We start from the raw sequence: 17,357 nt of genomic DNA on the forward strand, positions 1-17,357 counted from the left end.
GGCTTTCCCGCTCAAGGCTCCAAACGCACTCCGCCCGCCGCGATTTCGATGCTGAGCCTGCGAGGTGTATTGACCTCCTGCAGTTGCACGCGCGCGGAGGTGGGCTCATGGCCATCGACTTGCTGCAGCAGGCTCCCAGAATCCGGACCGCCGGTGTCAGCGCGTGCCACGTTGAAGTTGCCGCTCCTGAAGCCCAGTACGTAATTGGGGCTGGCAAGGCTGGCAAATGGCGTGATGGCATAGTTGCCCGGTGGCGAGACGCGCGTAGCCGTCGTTGTGTAGCCCAGGCTATCCAGCACCTGCGCTGCCGTATCGGAACCTTGCAGACCGCTGACCACACCGGTCAACTCCGGCAGAGGCAGGCCGTTGAGGCTGCTCTGGTTGTCGGCGGTTATCAGAAGCGTGGCCGGGGTGACGGTGCCCACTGCCGCCGAGACCGTGGTCGACGCCAAACGGTAATTGCTGGCACCGGCACCGCCGAGCGTGATGCCAATCACGGTGACCTGCTTGCCGGCTCCTGCATTGCGAGTGTCGTAGCTACCCGCCATCGGGTTGTTCAGCGTGACCGCTTCCCCACCCAGCACGCCGGTGAGCGTGTAGTTGAGCGCAGCCAGCGTTGCCGTGGTGTTGGCATCGTAAACCTTGTCAACGCTGCCTGTGAGGCCTGCATTGACGGTGGCGGGAATGATGCGCGCCGCCGCCGTCTGACCTGCGGCCAGTTGGTAGTTGCTGGCCAGGCCGTTGCTGCCGTCGGCCAGGGTGACCGAGTTCACGGTCACGGTGTTGGCGGTCAGTACGTCCTTGCTATTGAAGGTACCGGCACCTGTGGCAGTGACGGTCTCGCCGTTGATCAGGCCCGAGGTGATGGCCAGCGTCGGTGCACCGGTGACATTGCCGTCGTAGACCTTGTCAGCGGCTGTGGCGGTAGCGGTCAGCGTTTTGGCCGTGATCGCGGCCGCCGCCGTCTGACCTGCGGCCAGTTGGTAGTTGCTGGCCAGGCCGTTGCTGCCGTCGGCCAGGGTGACCGAGTTCACGGTCACGGTGTTGGCGGTCAGCACGTCCTTGCTGTTGAAGGTGCCCGAGCCGGAAGCCGTGACGGTCTCGCCGATGACCAGCCCTGAAGTGATATTCAGGATGGGGGTGCCAGACGTGTTGCCGTCGTAGACCTTGTCAGCGGCTGTGGCGGTGGCGGTCAGCGTTTTGGCCGTGATGGCGGCCGCCACCGTCTGACCTGCGGCCAGTTGGTAGTTGCTGGCCAGGCCGTTGCTGCCGTCGGCCAGGGTGACCGAGTTCACGGTCACGGTGTTGGCGGTCAGCACGTCCTTGCTGTTGAAAGTTCCGGCGCCTGTGGCCGTGACGGTCTCGCCGGTGACCAGGCCTGAAGTGATATTCAGCCCGGCGCCGGTGGCGGTAGTGCCGTCGTATACCTTGTCAGCGGCTGTGGCAGTGGCGGTCAGCGTTTTGGCCGTGATCGCGGCCGCCGCCGTCTGGCCTGCGGCCAGTTGGTAGTTGCTGGCCAGGCCGTTGCTGCCGTCGGCCAGGGTGACCGAGTTCACGGTCACGGTGTTGGCGGTCAGCACGTCCTTGCTGTTGAAAGTACCGGCGCCTGTGGCCGTGACGGTCTCGCCGGTGACCAGGCCTGAAGTGATATTCAGGATGGGGTTGCCAGACGTGTTGCCGTCGTAGACCTTGTCAGCGGCTGTTGCGGTAGCGGTCAGCGTTTTAGCCGTGATCGCGGCCGCCGCCGTCTGCCCTGCGGCCAGTTGGTAGTTGCTGGCCAGGCCGTTGCTGCCGTCGGCCAGGGTGACCGAGTTCACGGTCACGGTGTTGGCGGTCAGCACGTCCTTGCTGTTGAAAGTACCGGCGCCTGTGGCCTTGACGGTCTCGCCGGTGACCAGCCCTGAAGTGATATTCAGGCCGGCGCCGGCGGCCGTAGTGCCGTCGTAGACTTTGTCGGCCGAGCCAGCGGCGACCGTGGCGGTCAGCGTTTTGGCCGTGATCGCGGCCGCCGCCGTCTGCCCTGCGGCCAGTTGGTAGTTGCTGGCCAGGCCGTTGCTGCCGTCGGCCAGGGTGACCGAGTTCACGGTCACGGTGTTGGCGGTCAGCACGTCCTTGCTGTTGAAAGTACCGGCACCTGTGGCCGTGACGGTCTCGCCGGTGACCAGGCCCGAGGTGATGGCCAGCGTCGGTGCACCGGTGATATTGCCGTCGTAGACCTTGTCAGCGGCTGTTGCGGTGGCGGTCAGCGTTTTGGCCGTGATCGCGGCCGCCACCGTCTGGCCTGCGGCCAGTTGGTAGTTGCTGGCCAGGCCGTTGCTGCCGTCGGCCAGGGTGACCGAGTTCACGGTCACGGTGTTGGCGGTCAGCACGTCCTTGCTGTTGAAGGTGCCCGAGCCGGAAGCCGTGACGGTCTCGCCGATGACCAGCCCTGAAGTGATATTCAGGATGGGGGTGCCAGACGTGTTGCCGTCGTAGACCTTGTCAGCGGCTGTGGCGGTGGCGGTCAGCGTTTTGGCCGTGATGGCGGCCGCCACCGTCTGACCTGCGGCCAGTTGGTAGTTGCTGGCCAGGCCGTTGCTGCCGTCGGCCAGGGTGACCGAGTTCACGGTCACGGTGTTGGCGGTTAGCACGTCCTTGCTGTTGAAGGTGCCCGAGCCGGAAGCCGTGACGGTCTCGCCGGTGACCAGGCCTGAAGTGATATTCAGGCCGGCGCCGGTGGCCGTAGTGCCGTCGTAGACCTTGTCGGCCGAGCCAGCGGCGACCGTGGCGGTCAGCGTTTTGGCCGTGATCGCGGCCGCCGCCGTCTGGCCTGCGGCCAGGCTGTAGTTGCTGGCCAGGCCGTTGCTGCCGTCGGCCAGGGTGACCGAGTTCACGGTCACGGTGTTGGCGGTCAGTACGTCCTTGCTGTTGAAGGTGCCCGAGCCGGAAGCCGTGACGGTCTCGCCGTTGACCAGGCCCGAGGTGATGTTCAGGATGGGGGTGCCAGACGTGTTGCCGTCGTAGACCTTGTCAGCGGCTGTGGCGGTAGCGGTCAGCGTTTTGGCCGTGATCGCGGCCGCCGCCGTCTGACCTGCGGCCAGTTGGTAGTTGCTGGCCAGGCCGTTGCTGCCGTCGGCCAGGGTGACCGAGTTCACGGTCACGGTGTTGGCGGTCAGCACGTCCTTGCTGTTGAAGGTGCCCGAGCCGGAAGCCGTGACGGTCTCGCCGGTGACCAGGCCTGAAGTGATATTCAGGCCGGCGCCGGTGGCCGTAGTGCCGTCGTAGACCTTGTCGGCCGAGCCAGCTGCGACCGTGGCGGTCAGCGTTTTGGCCGTGATCGCGGCCGCCGCCGTCTGGCCTGCGGCCAGTTGGTAGTTGCTGGCCAGGCCGTTGCTGCCGTCGGCCAGAGTGACCGAGTTCACGGTCACGGTGTTGGCGGTCAGCACGTCCTTGCTGTTGAAAGTACCGGCACCTGTGGCCGTGACGGTCTCGCCCGTGACCAGGCCTGAAGTGATATTCAGGATGGGGGTGCCAGACGTGTTGCCGTCATAGACCTTGTCAGCGGCTGTGGCGGTGGCGGTCAGCGTTTTGGCCGTGATGGCGGCCGCCGCCGTCTGCCCTGCGGCCAGTTGGTAGTTGCTGGCCAGGCCGTTGCTGCCGTCGGTCAGGGTGACCGAGTTCACGGTCACGGTGTGGGCGGTCAGCACGTCCTTGCTGTTGAAGGTACCGGCACCTGTGGCCGTGACGGTCTCGCCGGTGACCAGCCCTGAAGTGATATTCAGGCCGGCGCCGGCGGCCGTAGTGCCGTCGTAGACTTTGTCGGCCGAGCCAGCGGCGACCGTGGCGGTCAGCGTTTTGGCCGTGATCGCGGCCGCCGCCGTCTGGCCTGCGGCCAGTTGGTAGTTGCTGGCCAGGCCGTTGCTGCCGTCGGCCAGGGTGACCGAGTTCACGGTCACGGTGTTGGCGGTCAGCACGTCCTTGCTGTTGAAAGTACCGGCACCTGTGGCCGTGACGGTCTCGCCGGTGACCAGCCCTGAAGTGATATTCAGGCCGGCGCCGGTGGCCGTAGTGCCGTCGTAGACCTTGTCAGCTGCTGTGGCGGTGGCGGTCAGCGTTTTGGCCGTGATGGCGGCCGCCGCCGTCTGCCCTGCGGCCAGTTGGTAGTTGCTGGCCAGGCCGTTGCTGCCGTCGGCCAGGGTGACCGAGTTCACGGTCACGGTGTTGGCGGTCAGCACGTCCTTGCTGTTGAAGGTACCGGCGCCTGTGGCCGTGACGGTCTCGCCGGTGACCAGCCCTGAAGTGATATTCAGCCCGGCGCCGGCGGCCGTAGTGCCGTCGTAGACCTTGTCCGCCGAGCCAGCGGCGACCGTGGCGGTCAGCGTTTTGGCCGTGATCGCGGCCGCCGCCGTCTGCCCTGCGGCCAGTTGGTAGTTGCTGGCCAGGCCGTTGCTGCCGTCGGCCAGGGTGACCGAGTTCACGGTCACGGTGTTGGCGGTCAGCACGTCCTTGCTGTTGAAAGTACCGGCACCTGTGGCCGTGACGGTCTCGCCGGTGACCAGCCCTGAAGTGATATTCAGGCCGGCGCCGGTGGCCGTAGTGCCGTCGTAGACCTTGTCAGCGGCTGTGGCGGTGGCGGTCAGCGTTTTGGCCGTGATCGCGGCCGCCGCCGTCTGGCCTGCGGCCAGTTGGTAGTTGCTGGCCAGGCCGTTGCTGCCATCGGCCAGGGTGACCGAGTTCACGGTCACGGTGTTGGCGGTCAGCACGTCCTTGCTGTTGAAAGTACCGGCACCTGTGGCCGTGACGGTCTCGCCCGTGACCAGGCCTGAAGTGATATTCAGGATGGGGGTGCCAGACGTGTTGCCGTCATAGACCTTGTCCGCCGAGCCAGCGGCGACCGTTGCGGTCAGTGTTTTGGCCATAATGGAGGCCGCCGCCGTCTGGCCGGCGGCCAGGCTGTAGTTGCTGGCCAGGCCCGTGCCGTCAGCCAGCGCTACCGAGTTCAGCGTGACGGTGTTGGCTCCCACCACATTCTGGCTGTTGAACGTGCCTGCTCCGGTCACGCCCAGCGTCTGTCCGCCGACGAGGCCTCCGGTGATCTGAAGGGTCGCGGTGGCCGAGTTGTTGCCATCGTAGACCTTGTCGGCCGAGCCGACGTTGATCATGGCCGTGAGCGCCTTGGGCGTGATCTGCCCGATGTTGGCGTTGCCCAGCGCTGAGTTCTGGTAACCGTAGACCGCGACCGCGCCATTGCTTACCGTCCGTGGCCCCGTGAAACTCAGCGTCTTTCCGCTGCCTGCGTTGGCCGTGTCGTAGACCGGACCGGACAATGCCGCCAGCGTGTCGTCGTCCACCAGGCCGGTGGTGCTGTAGGTCACGGGCGCGGTGACGGTATTGTCGCCGTCATAGGTCTTGGTGACAGGGCCGGCGTTGGTCAGCGTGACGCCCAATGTGGGCGACTGGGTGAACAGGAAACCATTGAGCGTCGAATCCGCGACGGTGGTGACGCCATAGCTAGCGTTGTATTGCTTGAATCCGTAGGAGAGGCCACCGATGGTGCTGTTGCCGATCAGCGCCGAGGAGTCGGCCGACCAGACTAGCCAGCGGCTGCCGGCACCGGCGGCGAGGGCCGTGGCGCCCTTGTTGTTGACGAATTTCTGGCCTGCCAGCGTGATGCTGGTGCCGCTGGTGGCGCTCGAGGTCAGGGTGCCGTTGAGCACGATGTTGGAGTTGGCAGTCGGCCCCTGGTTGACCGCCGTGATGCTGCGGGCCGTGACGTCTTGCAAGGTGATATTGCCCGAGGTCTTGTTCGTCAGTCCCGCGCCGTCACGCAGCTGGATGTTGACCGAGCCCGTGCCCGCTGTCAGCGAGGTGCCGCTGGCCATGGCGATGGAGGCATCGCCCGCGTCGCGCAGCGAGTTGCGCACGCCGTTGCTGGCCTGGTCGTTGCCGATCAGCGTGATGTCGCCATTGCCCGTGTCGATGCTGACATTGACCTGCACCGAGCGTCCGGCTTGCAGTGTCAGCGCGCCGGTCGCGTTGCTGTTGGCCGTGATGGCGTTGCCCACGGTGATGTCGTTGTCGGCCTTCAGGATGACCGCAGTGCCGGCATTCAGCACCGAGGTGATGGAGCCGGCGCTGATGGTGTTGCTGACCACGGGCACGGCGGTGGAGCCAGGTGTGTAGACCTGTCCGTCCAGAGGTGGTTGTGCGCCAGAGGGCACGGCCGCAGAGAATAGGTAGACCGCTCCGTAGTGAGGCGCAGGCACCAGGTTGGGCGTCTTGTTCGCACCTATGTCCTGAGAGGCGCCCACGGCCAGGCGATCGCCCGCGCCGTTGAAGGCCACTGAGGCACCGAAGTTGTCGCCTATGCCATAGGTCGCGCCGGTGCTGCGCAGCCCCGCCAGGTTCACGTTGCCAGCGGTAGCGACGTCGCCCGGGTCGACGGTGTAGCCCTTGCCCATGGTGCCGCGCACTTCGCCTGCGGCCAGCAGGCTGCCCGGAAAGCCGAACAGGTAGACCGCACCCGAATCGGTGTTGGTGCCGGTGGCTCCGACTGCCAGACGGGAAGCCGTGCCGGTGCGGTTGAAGGCGACGGATGCGCCGAACTTGTCGCCAGTCGACAGGCCCAGGTTGATGTCGTTGGTGGCGGTGCGGTTCTTGCCGATCACGCTTTTCTGAGTGATTGCGGTGTAGCTGTTGTCAGCGAAATTGAGCAGGTAGACGGCGCCCGTGTTGCTGCTGGTGCCCGAGGCACCGACGGCCAGCGCCGTACCGGTGCTGTCCAGCGCGACCGCAGAGCCGAAGGCATCGCCGTTCACCAAACCTGCCACTTGCGTAGCGTCGGCGCCAGCGTTGATCGTGCGCAGGAGGGTGGGCACAGTGGTGCCGGTGTTGTAGAGGTTGACCGAGCCTGTGCCGGCGGTGTTGCCCACGGCCAGGCGAGTGCCTGCGCCATCGAGCGCGACGGAACTGGCACCCACGTTGGTCAGCGGCGTGGTCCACTGGGAGGCCGGTGCCGTGAAATTCGTGCCGAAACTGTACAAGCGCACGGCGCCCGCGCCTGACGCACCGACCGCCAGCTTGTCACCGGCTGCGTTCAGCGCCACGGCCGAGCCGAACTTGTCGCCACTGGACAGCGCCACGTTCAGATTGCTGCCGCCGGTGTAGCCATTGCCCAGCGTACCCTTCAGCACGCCGCCGTTGTAGTTGCCGTCGGTGAAAGTGAAGAGCTGCACCGCGCCGGCATTGGCCGTCGCACTGTTGAACCCTGCGTCGCCCGGGACGCCCACTGCCACCTGCGTGCCGGCTGCGTTCATTGCCACGGCTGAGCCGAAGTTGTCGGTCGACTGCAGCCCGACGTCAACACCGGGGGCTGGCGCCGCGGCGTTGACGTCCGCGCTCTTCGTGCCTACCGCGGCAATGCCGCTGCCGATCACGCCATCCAGTGTGATCGTGGCGCCGGACCGGCTGAACAGATAGGCCGCGCCGCCGGCCTGGGGCAAGCTGGCAGCGCGGCTGCTGCCTGCATCAGCTGGCGCGCCGACCACGAGCCTGGTTCCCGTGGCGTTCATCGCCACCGAGGCGCCGAAGCCTTCGCCGCCGTCAGTCAGCCGCGATACGTCGTAGTTGCCCGCGCCGGTGTAGCCCTTGCCTATGGTGCCGGCCAACGTGCCGCTGGCAAAAGGCGTGCCGGTGCCGAAGCTGTAGAGGCGCACGGCGCCATAGGAGGCGGAGTTGCTCTGGCCTTGATCGCCAGTAGCGCCTACAGCCAGCAAGTCGCCGGCTGCCGACAGCGCGACCGAAGCGCCGAACGTGTCGCCGTCATCCAGGGCCGTTCCGATATTCTTGCCGCCGGAGTAGCCGCTGCCGATTTTCCCCTGCAGCGCCGGGCCGCTGAAAGCGGCCGGCGTGTCACTGAAGCTGTAAAGGTAGGCGGCGCCGCGCTGTGCGCCGTCACCCATCGCGCCCGTGTCGCCAATCGCACCCACGGCCAGCATATTGCCGCTGCCGTTGAGCGCAACGCTCTGGCCGAACATGCTGCCGTCGATCAGCCCGGTGACGTTGACATTCTTGCCGCCGGTCGGGGCCGCGCTCAGGATGGTTTGCACGCTGCCGCCGTTGAAGGCGGTGTCCGCGAACTTGAGCAGATAGACGGCGCCCAGCGCATAGGCGCCGATATCGCCCAGGTCGCCCGTGGCGCCCACGGCCAGTCGGTCGCCAGCGGCATTCAGGGCCACGCTGGTGCCGAAGGCGTCACCGTCGGACAGCCCACCGACCTTGCTCACTCCGGCTTCCGCCAGGTTGATGGTAGTCGCGCTGGAGGCGACGTTGCCGATCTTGAGCGCCTGGGTGCCACCTGCGAGCGTGGCGTCCGTGAATTTGAACAGGTAGGCCGCCCCTTGCGAGGTGCCGGTGGTGGTGGTGCCCAGGTCGCCGGGAGCACCCACGGCCAGGCGGTCGCCCGAAGCATTGAGCGCCACCGAAGTGCCGAACAGGTCACCTGCGGCCAGCGACACGTCAACGTTCTTGCCGCCGGTGTAGCCTTTGCCGACGGTGGCGGACAAGTTCGCGCCCGAGTAGTTGCCGTCCGTGAAGCTGTAGAGGCGCACCGCGCCATAGCCCGTACTGGAGAAATAACCGTCGCCGGGGCCGCCACTCGCACCCATGTCGGCGGGCGTGCCGACGGCCATGATCTGGCCGTTGGCGTTCAGCGCCACGGCAGAGCCGAACGACGCGCCGTCTTTCACGCCTTGCGCCGGGTTGGCCGGGCCGTAGCCGTTGCCCATCAACGCGCTGTGCGTCCAGGCGCTGGTTTCGACCGGCGTGCCGATATAGAGGTTTTTCGGGTCCAGCAGCAGGCTGCCGCCCACGCCGGCCTGCACGCTTTCCAGCGATGTCCGACGCAAGCTGTCTTTCGACGAGATCTCGATCGCGCCGCCCTGGCCCGCGCCGCGCGCGTCGATGGCACCGAGCTGTGTGGTTTCGGAATTCGACCAGACCACGGCAGTCCCGCCCTGGCCTTTCGCGCCGTGCGCCGAGACGTCGATGCGGCTGCTGTCGTTGACGAACGTCTTGCCGGCATTGACCAGGTTCGGCGTTGCGCCCCAGCGCGTCACGAAGCGGTCTATGGGAATCACGCCCGTTGCCTCGGGTTCAGCGCCGCCCTGGAAGGCACCGCCGATGCGCACTAGGCCGCCCTGGCTCTGGCCCGTGGCGCTGATGTCGGCCGAAAGCAAGCGCACGCCACTACCGGAAATGTCGATGCGTCCGCCCGCCCCCTGCGCGCCGTCGGCGTGGTAGCTGCCTGACGACAGCACACCACCGTCCGCCACCGCGCGTATCGTGCCGCCGTCGTTGGCGCCCGATACGTCGGTGCGGCTGCCGCTGCTTTCGATGAGCTGACCGCCGGCCGTGTAGCGTACCGTACCGCCCTGGCCGTTCAGGCCCTTGGCGCTGACGGTTTCGGCGAGGGACAAGCTACCCTGGGTCGTGGCGCTGATGGCGCCACCCTGGACCTGGCCGTCGGCTTTGACCGTGCCGCCCAGGCCGATGAAGCCGGCGTTGAGCGCAATGCTGCCGCCCGACTGTCCCGCGCCCGTGCCGCTGGCGTCCAGCGTGCCGGTGTTGGTGATCAGGCTCGCATCGGCGCGGATCGCGCCCGTGCGCTGCGCGCCCTGCAGGTCGGCCAGGCTCGTGGCTTCGATGATGCCGGTGTTGTTGACCACGCTTTGCAGCAGCGAATTCGCGGCCCGGGTCGACAGGATGACCTTGCCGCCGGCGGCGCGTATCGCCAGCCGGTTCTCGACCAGCGTGTCCAGGGCGGCGCTATTGACGCTCATGTTGACCAGCCGGTCGCCCTGGATCTGCAGCGAAATCTTATCGCCCGCGCCCAGGGCCACCGTGCCCAGCGTCGCGACCAGCACACCTTCGTTGCGCACTTCGGGCGCGAGCAGGGCGATGTAACCGCCGTCGGCCGCCGTGATCCGGCCCTGGTTGACCACACTAGACTTGTCCGAGCCGTTGCCCAATACGAATCGGTAGTCGCGTGCCAGGAAGTTCTGGTCGCTGATGTCCAGCGTCGAGGCCGTGAGACCGCCGGTATTGACCTGGGCGCCCGCGCCAAACAGGATGCCGTTGGGGTTGACCAGAAAGACCTGGCCGTTGGCGGTCAGCTGGCCTTGGATTTCGGACGGGTTGCCCGCCGCCACACGGTTGAGTACCGTAGCCGACGCATTGGGCTGGGCGAAGTGGACCTGGCCCTGGCTGCCGATGTTGAAGGTCTGCCAGTTCAGTATGGCCTGCGGGCTGTTTTGTGTGACTTCCAGGCGCACGCCGTTATTGGCCGTTGCCTGCACACCGCCTATGCTGGCCTGGCCCGCCGCGACTTGTCCGCCCGTGGGCAGCGCCACTGGCGACAGCGCCTGGGCCGCGGCCCCGCCCATCAGCCCGATGTTCATCATCAGCGCGCACAGCAGACGCGACGGGCGCTTGCCCGGCTGGCGTTGGAATGCGGTTCTGACGCTATGGCACAGCTGGGCAATCCATTCTTGAACACGGGTGGTGAGCGTTTTTTTCATTCGGACCTCAGTGGCTGGGTGCTGGGGAGACGGCAGGCGCGGCGGGTGTGCATGGACACTTGACGGGCAGCGCTGCCGATCAGACTGGAAATTCAGCGGATTCAGAGCGGCAGGCCAAACATCAGCAGCACGCGCGTCCTGCCTGTCTGGCCGTCGATGTCCTGGCCATTGGCCTGGACGCCGGCATTGCTGCCGGCCTTGGCAGCCAGGATCAGCTGGGCGCTGGCGCCGCTGGGTGCGTCCCAGCGCAGCCCCAGGCCCCAGCCGGTCAGGTTGTACTGGTTGGGCAAGCCCAGGCGAGTGCCCTGATAGCCATTCCAGATGGTCTTGTTGAGCTGGGTGCGGCCCGCGTCGATGAAGACCGAGGCCTGCACACGGCCGGGCACCGGCAGGTTCAAGGCGTGGCCGTATTCGATGGACGCCAGCAGGGCCTGGTCGCCCGCGGCTTCACCCTGGGCATAGGCGCGTACGCCGTCGAGGCCGCCCAGACTCAGCTTTTCCGAAGAGTCCAGGTTCTTGCTGGCCGCCTGGCCGCTGAGGCGCACGAAGAGCTGCGACGGTCCCCAGTTCTGCAGGCGCGCATAGGCCACGCGCAGCTTGCCGTAGTGGCCCGCGGTCTGCGCCGTCGCGCCGTCGAACACCGCGTTGGCGCTGTTGCCTGACAGGTCCAGCTTGCCGAAAGTCGCGCCGCCATACAACGTGAAAAGGCCGCCCAGGCTGTCGGACGACTGCCAGTTCAGCGAGACGGTCGAGACATCCGCGCGGCGGTTGGAGATCTCCGCTCCGCTGGTGTCATCGTTCGAGCGGCGGCGCTCGACGTTCCAGTCGCCGCGCAGCATCGTCTTCTGGCTCAGAATGAATGGGTAGCTGGCGTTGGCGCCGAACGTAGTCACCTGGCCCTTGGCATTGAGCGGTGCAAACGAGCAGCACAGCTTGTAGTCGAGCGTGGAAGCGCTCAGGCCCAGGCGCAGGCCGTCGTGGCCCACGGGCGCCTGGTAACCAGCCATCAGGAAGTCCAGCCCGCTGGACTTGATGCCGCTCACGCGCAGCATGTCGCCGCGGCCGGACAGGTCCTTGAGATGCAACCCGCCCGAGAGCCGGTTGCGTCCCGTGTAGCGTCCGCCCAGGTTGTCAAGGCCCACTTGGCCCGAGACCATCTGGCCTTCGTGGAGATTGATGCCGAGGTCCGAGGTGCCTACGCCCTGCCCTGGAGCGAAGCTGGCCCTCGTCTGCACGCCGGGTAGATCTTCGAGCAGCAGCAGGCCGCGCTCAAGGCTTGCGCGCTGCACTGGCTCGCCAGCGGCCACGCCTTGCGCGGTCAGGATGGCCTGGACCCTTTCCGGGGCCAGCCGGCTGCCTTCGGCAAGCGAGGCATCCGTCTTGCCGTAGACCGCCTCGACGACGCGGATACGTAGCGTGCCGTCGCGAGTGTCCTGCGGCGGGATCAGCGCTCGCGACAGGAAGTAACCACGCTGCGCATACAAGGCCGTGATGCGCGCGGCCATCGCATTGAGCTGCTCCAGCGACACCGTGGCACCTATCAGTGACGCGGTCAGCTCCTGCAATTCACTCTCGGGGATCAGATGCGCACCTTCGAACACCACACGTTGGACCACAATGGTCGCCGAGCCCGAGACGCTGCCAGCCGGCAGGCTCAGCGGATCCAGCACGGTACGCGGGGGCTGAGGCACCAGGGGGGCAGGCTGGCGGATACCCTCAAGCAAGCTGCCCGAATCGGGGCGTATCTGGGCAAAAGCAACCGGCCCCTGCGTCGCCAGCAGCAAGGCGGTAGTGATGAGCTTCAACTTGTGAGCACGAGCCGACAGCAGCGCGGGGCCGCAAGGAGATTTATGCATGGATAGACGGTGGCTGTGCGGTTGAAATTCGCAGTTTGGAAAAGGTTCCATGGTTTTACTGCGGATATTCCCGGAGTTTACTTGTACGACCACTAAACGAATCGATGTGTAACTAATGTGAGAGAATTTGTAGGCCTCGAGCCACAAGAGTTGTAATTCACAGCGGTGATCGAGGCCGTGAAGCTTCCCGAGCGCACTCACCTCGCTGGCGATGACCGCGGCACAATTTCCTATGGACACTCACATGAAGCGCAATCGCTCCGGCATGAAGCCCCTTCTCTGCTCTTTGGTCCTGCTGGCCTTGAGCGCATGCGGCGGCAGCGAAAATGGCAGCTCGACAGCACGGTCGTTGCCTGCCACGTCCTGCACTGGCACCGCCCAGGCCCTGTTCGTGGCGATGCAAGGCAGCTACTACGGCCTTGTCAATGCCGACTACTCGACCGGCAGCTCGCTGCCACTGAGCAAGGGCAAACAGTATGTGGTGACGGTTTCCGCCTCCAACTGTGAGGTGAGCGTCGTGGCAGACAACAACGAGAAGATCGGTTTCACTTTTGGCGACAACAACAGTGGCGCGCTCAGCACACTGACCGGCCTATCGCCCACCAAGATCATCAAAGATCCCACCAGCCTAGACCTGACGGGCGTCCAGTACAACGTCGGCGTGAGCAACGGCACGCTGGCCTATGAACTCGAGCGACGGGTCAAGGTCATGTCCACCGGAGACACGGTGGTAGACGGTGATCTGTTTCTGTCCATCAATGGTCTGAACGACACTAAATCGACCTACGGACTGGACATTCTGGCCAGTAGCAAGCGTTGACTGTGCGTCGGTACATCGCAATGCACCCGAGATTGCGCAAGCTGCAGGACACGAGCCAACCTGTGGATTTATCGACTAGATCGAGCACATCAAGGCCCGCATTCAAGCCAAGGTTGAGCCCCCGTTTCGAGCCATTAAATGGTAGTTCGGGCATGTGAAGGTCTGTTACCACTGCCAGACCAAGAACACCGCTCTACTGCGCACCCTGTTTCCACTGTCCAATCTGTGGATAGTGCGCCGACAGCAGTAAGAGCCAGGGCATGCGTGCTCCAAAACAGGGAAAAACGGACGCGAACTGCGCTTGAAACACCTGCCAGAAGCTCGCACAGTTGCGCCCTTCGCTACATTCACCGGCCAAGCATGGCTCGCGCCCATTTGTACAGAGGATCCTTAGAGCCTTTCGCGCTTTGACGCATGCCAACTTAGGCGTCAAGTGACTGCTTCTTATTGCGGCCATTGACAGCGTGAAGCCCCCTCGAATTCCTGAGCCAGTCTGAGGTAGAGGTTGGGAAATAGTTAGACACGGTACTCGACCGGAGGGATTCGGCCGAGAGATTCATGGGGGCGGTGGTGGTTGTAACGGTGCAGCCGATCGGCTGTCATGTCGCGCACTTCCTGCAGCGACTCGAATACGTAGCAGTCCAGCACCTCGGTGCGGTAGGCCTTGTTGAATTGTTCGACATAGGCGTTCTGGGTCGGTTTTCCAGGTTGGATATGTTGCAGAGCGATGTTCTTAGATTGGGCCCATTTGGCCAGTGCATTTGCGATGAACTCCGGCCCGTTGTCCAGGCGAATCGACAGCGGCGCACCGCGTACCTCCACCAGTTCGTTCAAGGCCCGGATGACACGCGCAGCAGGTAGGCTGGTGTCGACCTCGATGCGCAGACCCTCGCGGTTGAATTCGTCGATGACGTTGAATGTTCTGAAGCGCCGTCCGGACCACAGCGCATCAGACATGAAGTCGCAACTCCAGCCCTGGTTGGGCTGTGCAGCCGCCTGCCGTGGTCTCTTGATGCGTGCAGGCAGTCGCTTCTTCGTAAGCATCCAGCCGTCCCATCTTGACGTGAGGAAGAGGGTCAGCGCAGTTTGCGGATGGCGAGGTTGGCTACGTTAATGCTGAAGGCCTTGGCATCGAAGGGCCCGCCCCACCAGCGCCAATAGTGAGCGTGCTGTTCATGTGTGGGGTTGTGCATGGCTTCCAGGAAGTCCATGTAGCGGGGCGGACCACCTACATCTTCCGGCGGGCAAGCATTTTCGCCAGCCAGGCACAGCGGCCAGTCGTTACGGCCCTCCTGCACTGGCATGCACTCCTCGACGGTGATGATGTGTTCCCATCCATCGCCGAAGTCGTAGTTGTAGGCGAAGGTCTGGACCTGTTCACCCAGGACGCCGCCAACGGTGAACTTTCTTTCATCGAGCATGTCGTCGCTGCCGACCCACTCCTTGTCGAGGACACCGTAGCGTTGCTGCTCTATGTTCCAGTCATGAAGATGGCTGTTGGTCCAGCCCATGGCTGCCTGCACGATGCGGTCAAGCTTCGCCAGCTTGACGCTGTCAGGTACAAGGATACGCCGCCACACTGGGGGAGCGATGTGCTGAAGCTCAACGCGTAGCTGGTAAACGCGCTTGGGTTGGGTACGTTGGTACTTGGTGCTCATCCACAAAGTATCGCAGCGTCCCAGTGCCAACGATGGGGCAACAATTCTTCCATCCGGCTGGCCCTGTGCGTGGGCAGCCGGATCTGGTTCTCTATCCAGTTATTGTCCAGGGGTAGCTGCCCGTCATCTGCGAAGCGCGTCAGCGCAGTCCAACGCCGCAGGCTGTAATCCAGCGCCTTGGCCGTGGCCGAGCTGTCGGGCAGCTTTTGCCGCTGTAGTAGCATCCACTCGGGCAGAGCCGCTAGCAATGGCTTGGTGTGCTGCTGCCGGATCGCTTGGCGCTGATCCGCGCTCAGATCTTTGATCTCGCGCTCGATGTCGTAGACCTTGGCGAACTGCTCCAGCGCGAAGCCGGCGATCTGGCTTTTGCTCGCCGCATGCAGATCGAAGAACTTGCGCCGGGCGTGCGCCAGGCAGCCGACCTCGGTCTCTCCTCTGGAGATCAACGCCTTGTAGCCGCCGTTATGCGGTGCACCACATAACGCTGGCCCTGGAGGGTTAACTTAACGGAAACAGCGGCAGAAGTTTCCCGCGTACCGCTGTTCGCACCGTCTGGATTGGACTGGTTCGACGCCAAGTGCCGAGGCGGGCGTTCAGTACCTGATCAACTCAGCCCAGTCGATGTTGGATTCGCGCAATTCTCGAGCTGCGCGCCTAGCCATTCAGCAGGCGGCCGCCGTCAAGGACGATTTCGGAGCCGACCGTCCAGCGCGACTCGTCGGATGCCAGATACAGCACGGCTTTGGCCACCTCGTCGGCGGTACCGAAGCGGCCCAACGGAATGGTTGCCGTGATCGCTTTGTTGATCTGCTCGCGATAAGCTTGCGGAATACCGGCCTTGTCGTAAAGCGGAGTTTCGACGGGGCCGGGGCTCACTGCGTTGACACGGATGCCACGGCCCAGCAATTCGGTCGAGAGCGTCTTCGACATGTTCAGCAATGCGGCCTTCGTTGCGGCATACACGGACGAGCGATCCGCGCCTGCATGCGCGCTTACGGAAGTAGTCAACACGACGGAAGCAGGATTTGCGAAGACCGGCAACAGCGCCTGCATCAGGAAGTACGGCCCTTTGACGTTGATGTCGAAAATGCGGTCGAACATGTCTTCCGTCCACTCCTCAATGGGCCGCCAGACGGAGATGCCGGCGTTGAGGAAGGCAACGTCGAGTTGGCCGTAGTGTTCCTTGATGACTTGTGCCAGCTCCTTTTGGGCTGCGACGCTGGCCGAGTCGGCGCGCAGCACCGGCACTTCCGGGCCCAATTCGGCCTGGGCCTTTGCCATCGAATCGGGGTTGACACCCGTCACGATCACGCGAGCCCCCTCCGCCAGGAACTGCTTTGCCGTTTCCAGCCCGATGCCACTGGTGCCACCAGTGATGAGAGTACGTTTACCTTGCAAGCGCGACATTTGAATTCTCCGGTGAATGACGACCACTGCGGTCGACATGGGGAAATATGCGCTCATGCCTCGAATCCAATAAGACTGCCTATTTGCATATAATTCATGCAGATCAGGCATGAATTGAGGTGAAGAAGTGGACCGATTTCTTTGGATGACATGCTTCGCGCGTGCTGTAGAAACGGGGAGCTTCTCGGCCGCAGGGCGCGATCTAGGGTTGGGGCAACCCAATGTAAGCCGCTATGTAGCGGCTCTGGAGGATCATCTGCAGACGCGTTTGCTCCACCGGTCCACGCGCAAGCTCTCCTTGACGCCGGAGGGTGAACGCTACTATGCGGACATCCGGCGCATCCTGGATGCGGTGGATGAGTCCGAATCGTGCTTCAGGAACAACGTCGAGCCATCGGGACTTTTGCGCGTAGCCTGTCCGACAGCTCTCGCACACGCGTTTGTGCTGCCGCATGTGCCGGCCTTTTTGGCGCGCTACCCTCAATTGATCCTGGATCTCCAACTCAACGATCGATACGTAGACCTGGTCAATGAAGGCACCGAACTCGCCATTCGCATAGGACAGCTGGAGGACAGCAGCTTGCGCGCCCGGCCTCTTGGGTGGTACGACCGGGTCTTCGTCGCCAGCAAGGACTACCTGGCCAAACGCGGAGTTCCGCAGACCCCGGATGATCTACGCGACCACGATTGCATCGTCTACACCTTGCTGTCGTCCGGGGCGACCTGGCGATTCCGGGACGCGGACATTCCAGTTTCCGGCAGGCTCAGGATCAACTCGCCCGACGCTGTGAGTGCGGCGGTCGCGGCAGGCCTGGGTGTGGCGCATGGACCTGCGTGGCTGTTCGAGGGCGGGCTGACCAGCGGGAGATTGCAGTTCATTCTCACCGAGCATGCGGCTCCCCCTGTCCCCGTGCAGATGGTTTATGTCGCCAATAGACTGCTCCCCACGCGGGCTATCGTGTTCATGGATTTCATGGCTGACGTGTTTTCAAAGATTCCAGCCTTGAATGGCGGCACCCCTGCGCCGCCCCTATAAGACGACACGATAAAACGTGACCCC

The 17,357-nt window shown here is 64.4% G+C and carries 7 protein-coding genes and 2 pseudogenes; 3 read left to right on the plus strand and 6 right to left on the minus strand.

The window, feature by feature from the left end; translation table 11 throughout:
* Positions 1–11 precede the first annotated feature (11 nt).
* Entirely contained in the window at positions 12–10,556 is a 10,545-nt protein-coding gene (locus ACSVDO_RS26310; protein ID WP_489597553.1) for a YDG domain-containing protein, read from the minus strand.
* A gap of 101 nt (positions 10,557–10,657) precedes the next feature.
* The gene (locus ACSVDO_RS26315; RefSeq protein WP_489597554.1) at positions 10,658–12,361 is read right to left on the minus strand and encodes a ShlB/FhaC/HecB family hemolysin secretion/activation protein; all 1,704 of its coding nucleotides are present in this window, start codon (positions 12,359–12,361) and stop codon (positions 10,658–10,660) included.
* A 295-nt stretch (positions 12,362–12,656) separates the two neighbouring features.
* On the opposite strand from ACSVDO_RS26315, the gene ACSVDO_RS26320 reads away from it, so the two are divergent.
* Together ACSVDO_RS26320 and ACSVDO_RS26325 are read left to right on the plus strand one after the other, a co-directional pair.
* A complete protein-coding gene (locus ACSVDO_RS26320; protein ID WP_489597556.1) occupies positions 12,657–13,232 on the plus strand; it encodes a hypothetical protein in 576 nt (191 codons plus the stop codon).
* A gap of 79 nt (positions 13,233–13,311) precedes the next feature.
* Positions 13,312–13,482: pseudogene (locus tag ACSVDO_RS26325) on the plus strand (IS5/IS1182 family transposase); the annotation flags it as partial.
* Positions 13,483–13,748: 266 nt separating this feature from the next.
* Here the strand turns inward: ACSVDO_RS26325 and ACSVDO_RS26330 are convergent.
* The 4 genes and pseudogenes from ACSVDO_RS26330 to ACSVDO_RS26345 form a co-directional block, all read right to left on the minus strand.
* The gene (locus ACSVDO_RS26330) at positions 13,749–14,189 is read right to left on the minus strand and encodes an integrase core domain-containing protein (protein WP_489597558.1); all 441 of its coding nucleotides are present in this window, start codon (positions 14,187–14,189) and stop codon (positions 13,749–13,751) included.
* Between the two features lie 119 nt (positions 14,190–14,308).
* Positions 14,309–14,890, minus strand: coding sequence for a plasmid pRiA4b ORF-3 family protein (locus tag ACSVDO_RS26335; protein ID WP_489597560.1), 582 nt, complete (start codon positions 14,888–14,890; stop codon positions 14,309–14,311).
* Positions 14,887–15,348, minus strand: a pseudogene (locus ACSVDO_RS26340) (IS66 family transposase); the annotation flags it as partial. The gene ACSVDO_RS26335 and the pseudogene ACSVDO_RS26340, both read right to left, overlap by 4 nt.
* 196 nt (positions 15,349–15,544) lie before the next feature.
* Entirely contained in the window at positions 15,545–16,297 is a 753-nt protein-coding gene (locus ACSVDO_RS26345; protein WP_489597900.1) for an SDR family oxidoreductase, read from the minus strand.
* A 127-nt stretch (positions 16,298–16,424) separates the two neighbouring features.
* Here ACSVDO_RS26345 and ACSVDO_RS26350 point away from each other — a divergent pair, with 127 nt between their 5' ends.
* The gene (locus ACSVDO_RS26350) at positions 16,425–17,333 is read left to right on the plus strand and encodes a LysR family transcriptional regulator (RefSeq protein WP_489597562.1); all 909 of its coding nucleotides are present in this window, start codon (positions 16,425–16,427) and stop codon (positions 17,331–17,333) included.
* Positions 17,334–17,357: the final 24 nt, after the last annotated feature.

Source organism: Comamonas sp. DB36 (assembly GCF_057914905.1).

Excerpts from the sequence above, each read along its gene's own strand:
- ACSVDO_RS26310 (WP_489597553.1), bottom strand. The coding sequence starts at position 10,556 with ATGAAAAAAACGCTCACCACCCGTGTTCAAGAATGGATTGCCCAGCTG.
- ACSVDO_RS26345 (WP_489597900.1), bottom strand. The coding sequence starts at position 16,297 with ATGTCGCGCTTGCAAGGTAAACGTACTCTCATCACTGGTGGCACCAGT.
- ACSVDO_RS26330 (WP_489597558.1), bottom strand. The coding sequence starts at position 14,189 with ATGTCTGATGCGCTGTGGTCCGGACGGCGCTTCAGAACATTCAACGTC.
- ACSVDO_RS26335 (WP_489597560.1), bottom strand. The coding sequence starts at position 14,890 with ATGAGCACCAAGTACCAACGTACCCAACCCAAGCGCGTTTACCAGCTA.
- ACSVDO_RS26320 (WP_489597556.1), top strand. The coding sequence starts at position 12,657 with ATGAAGCGCAATCGCTCCGGCATGAAGCCCCTTCTCTGCTCTTTGGTC.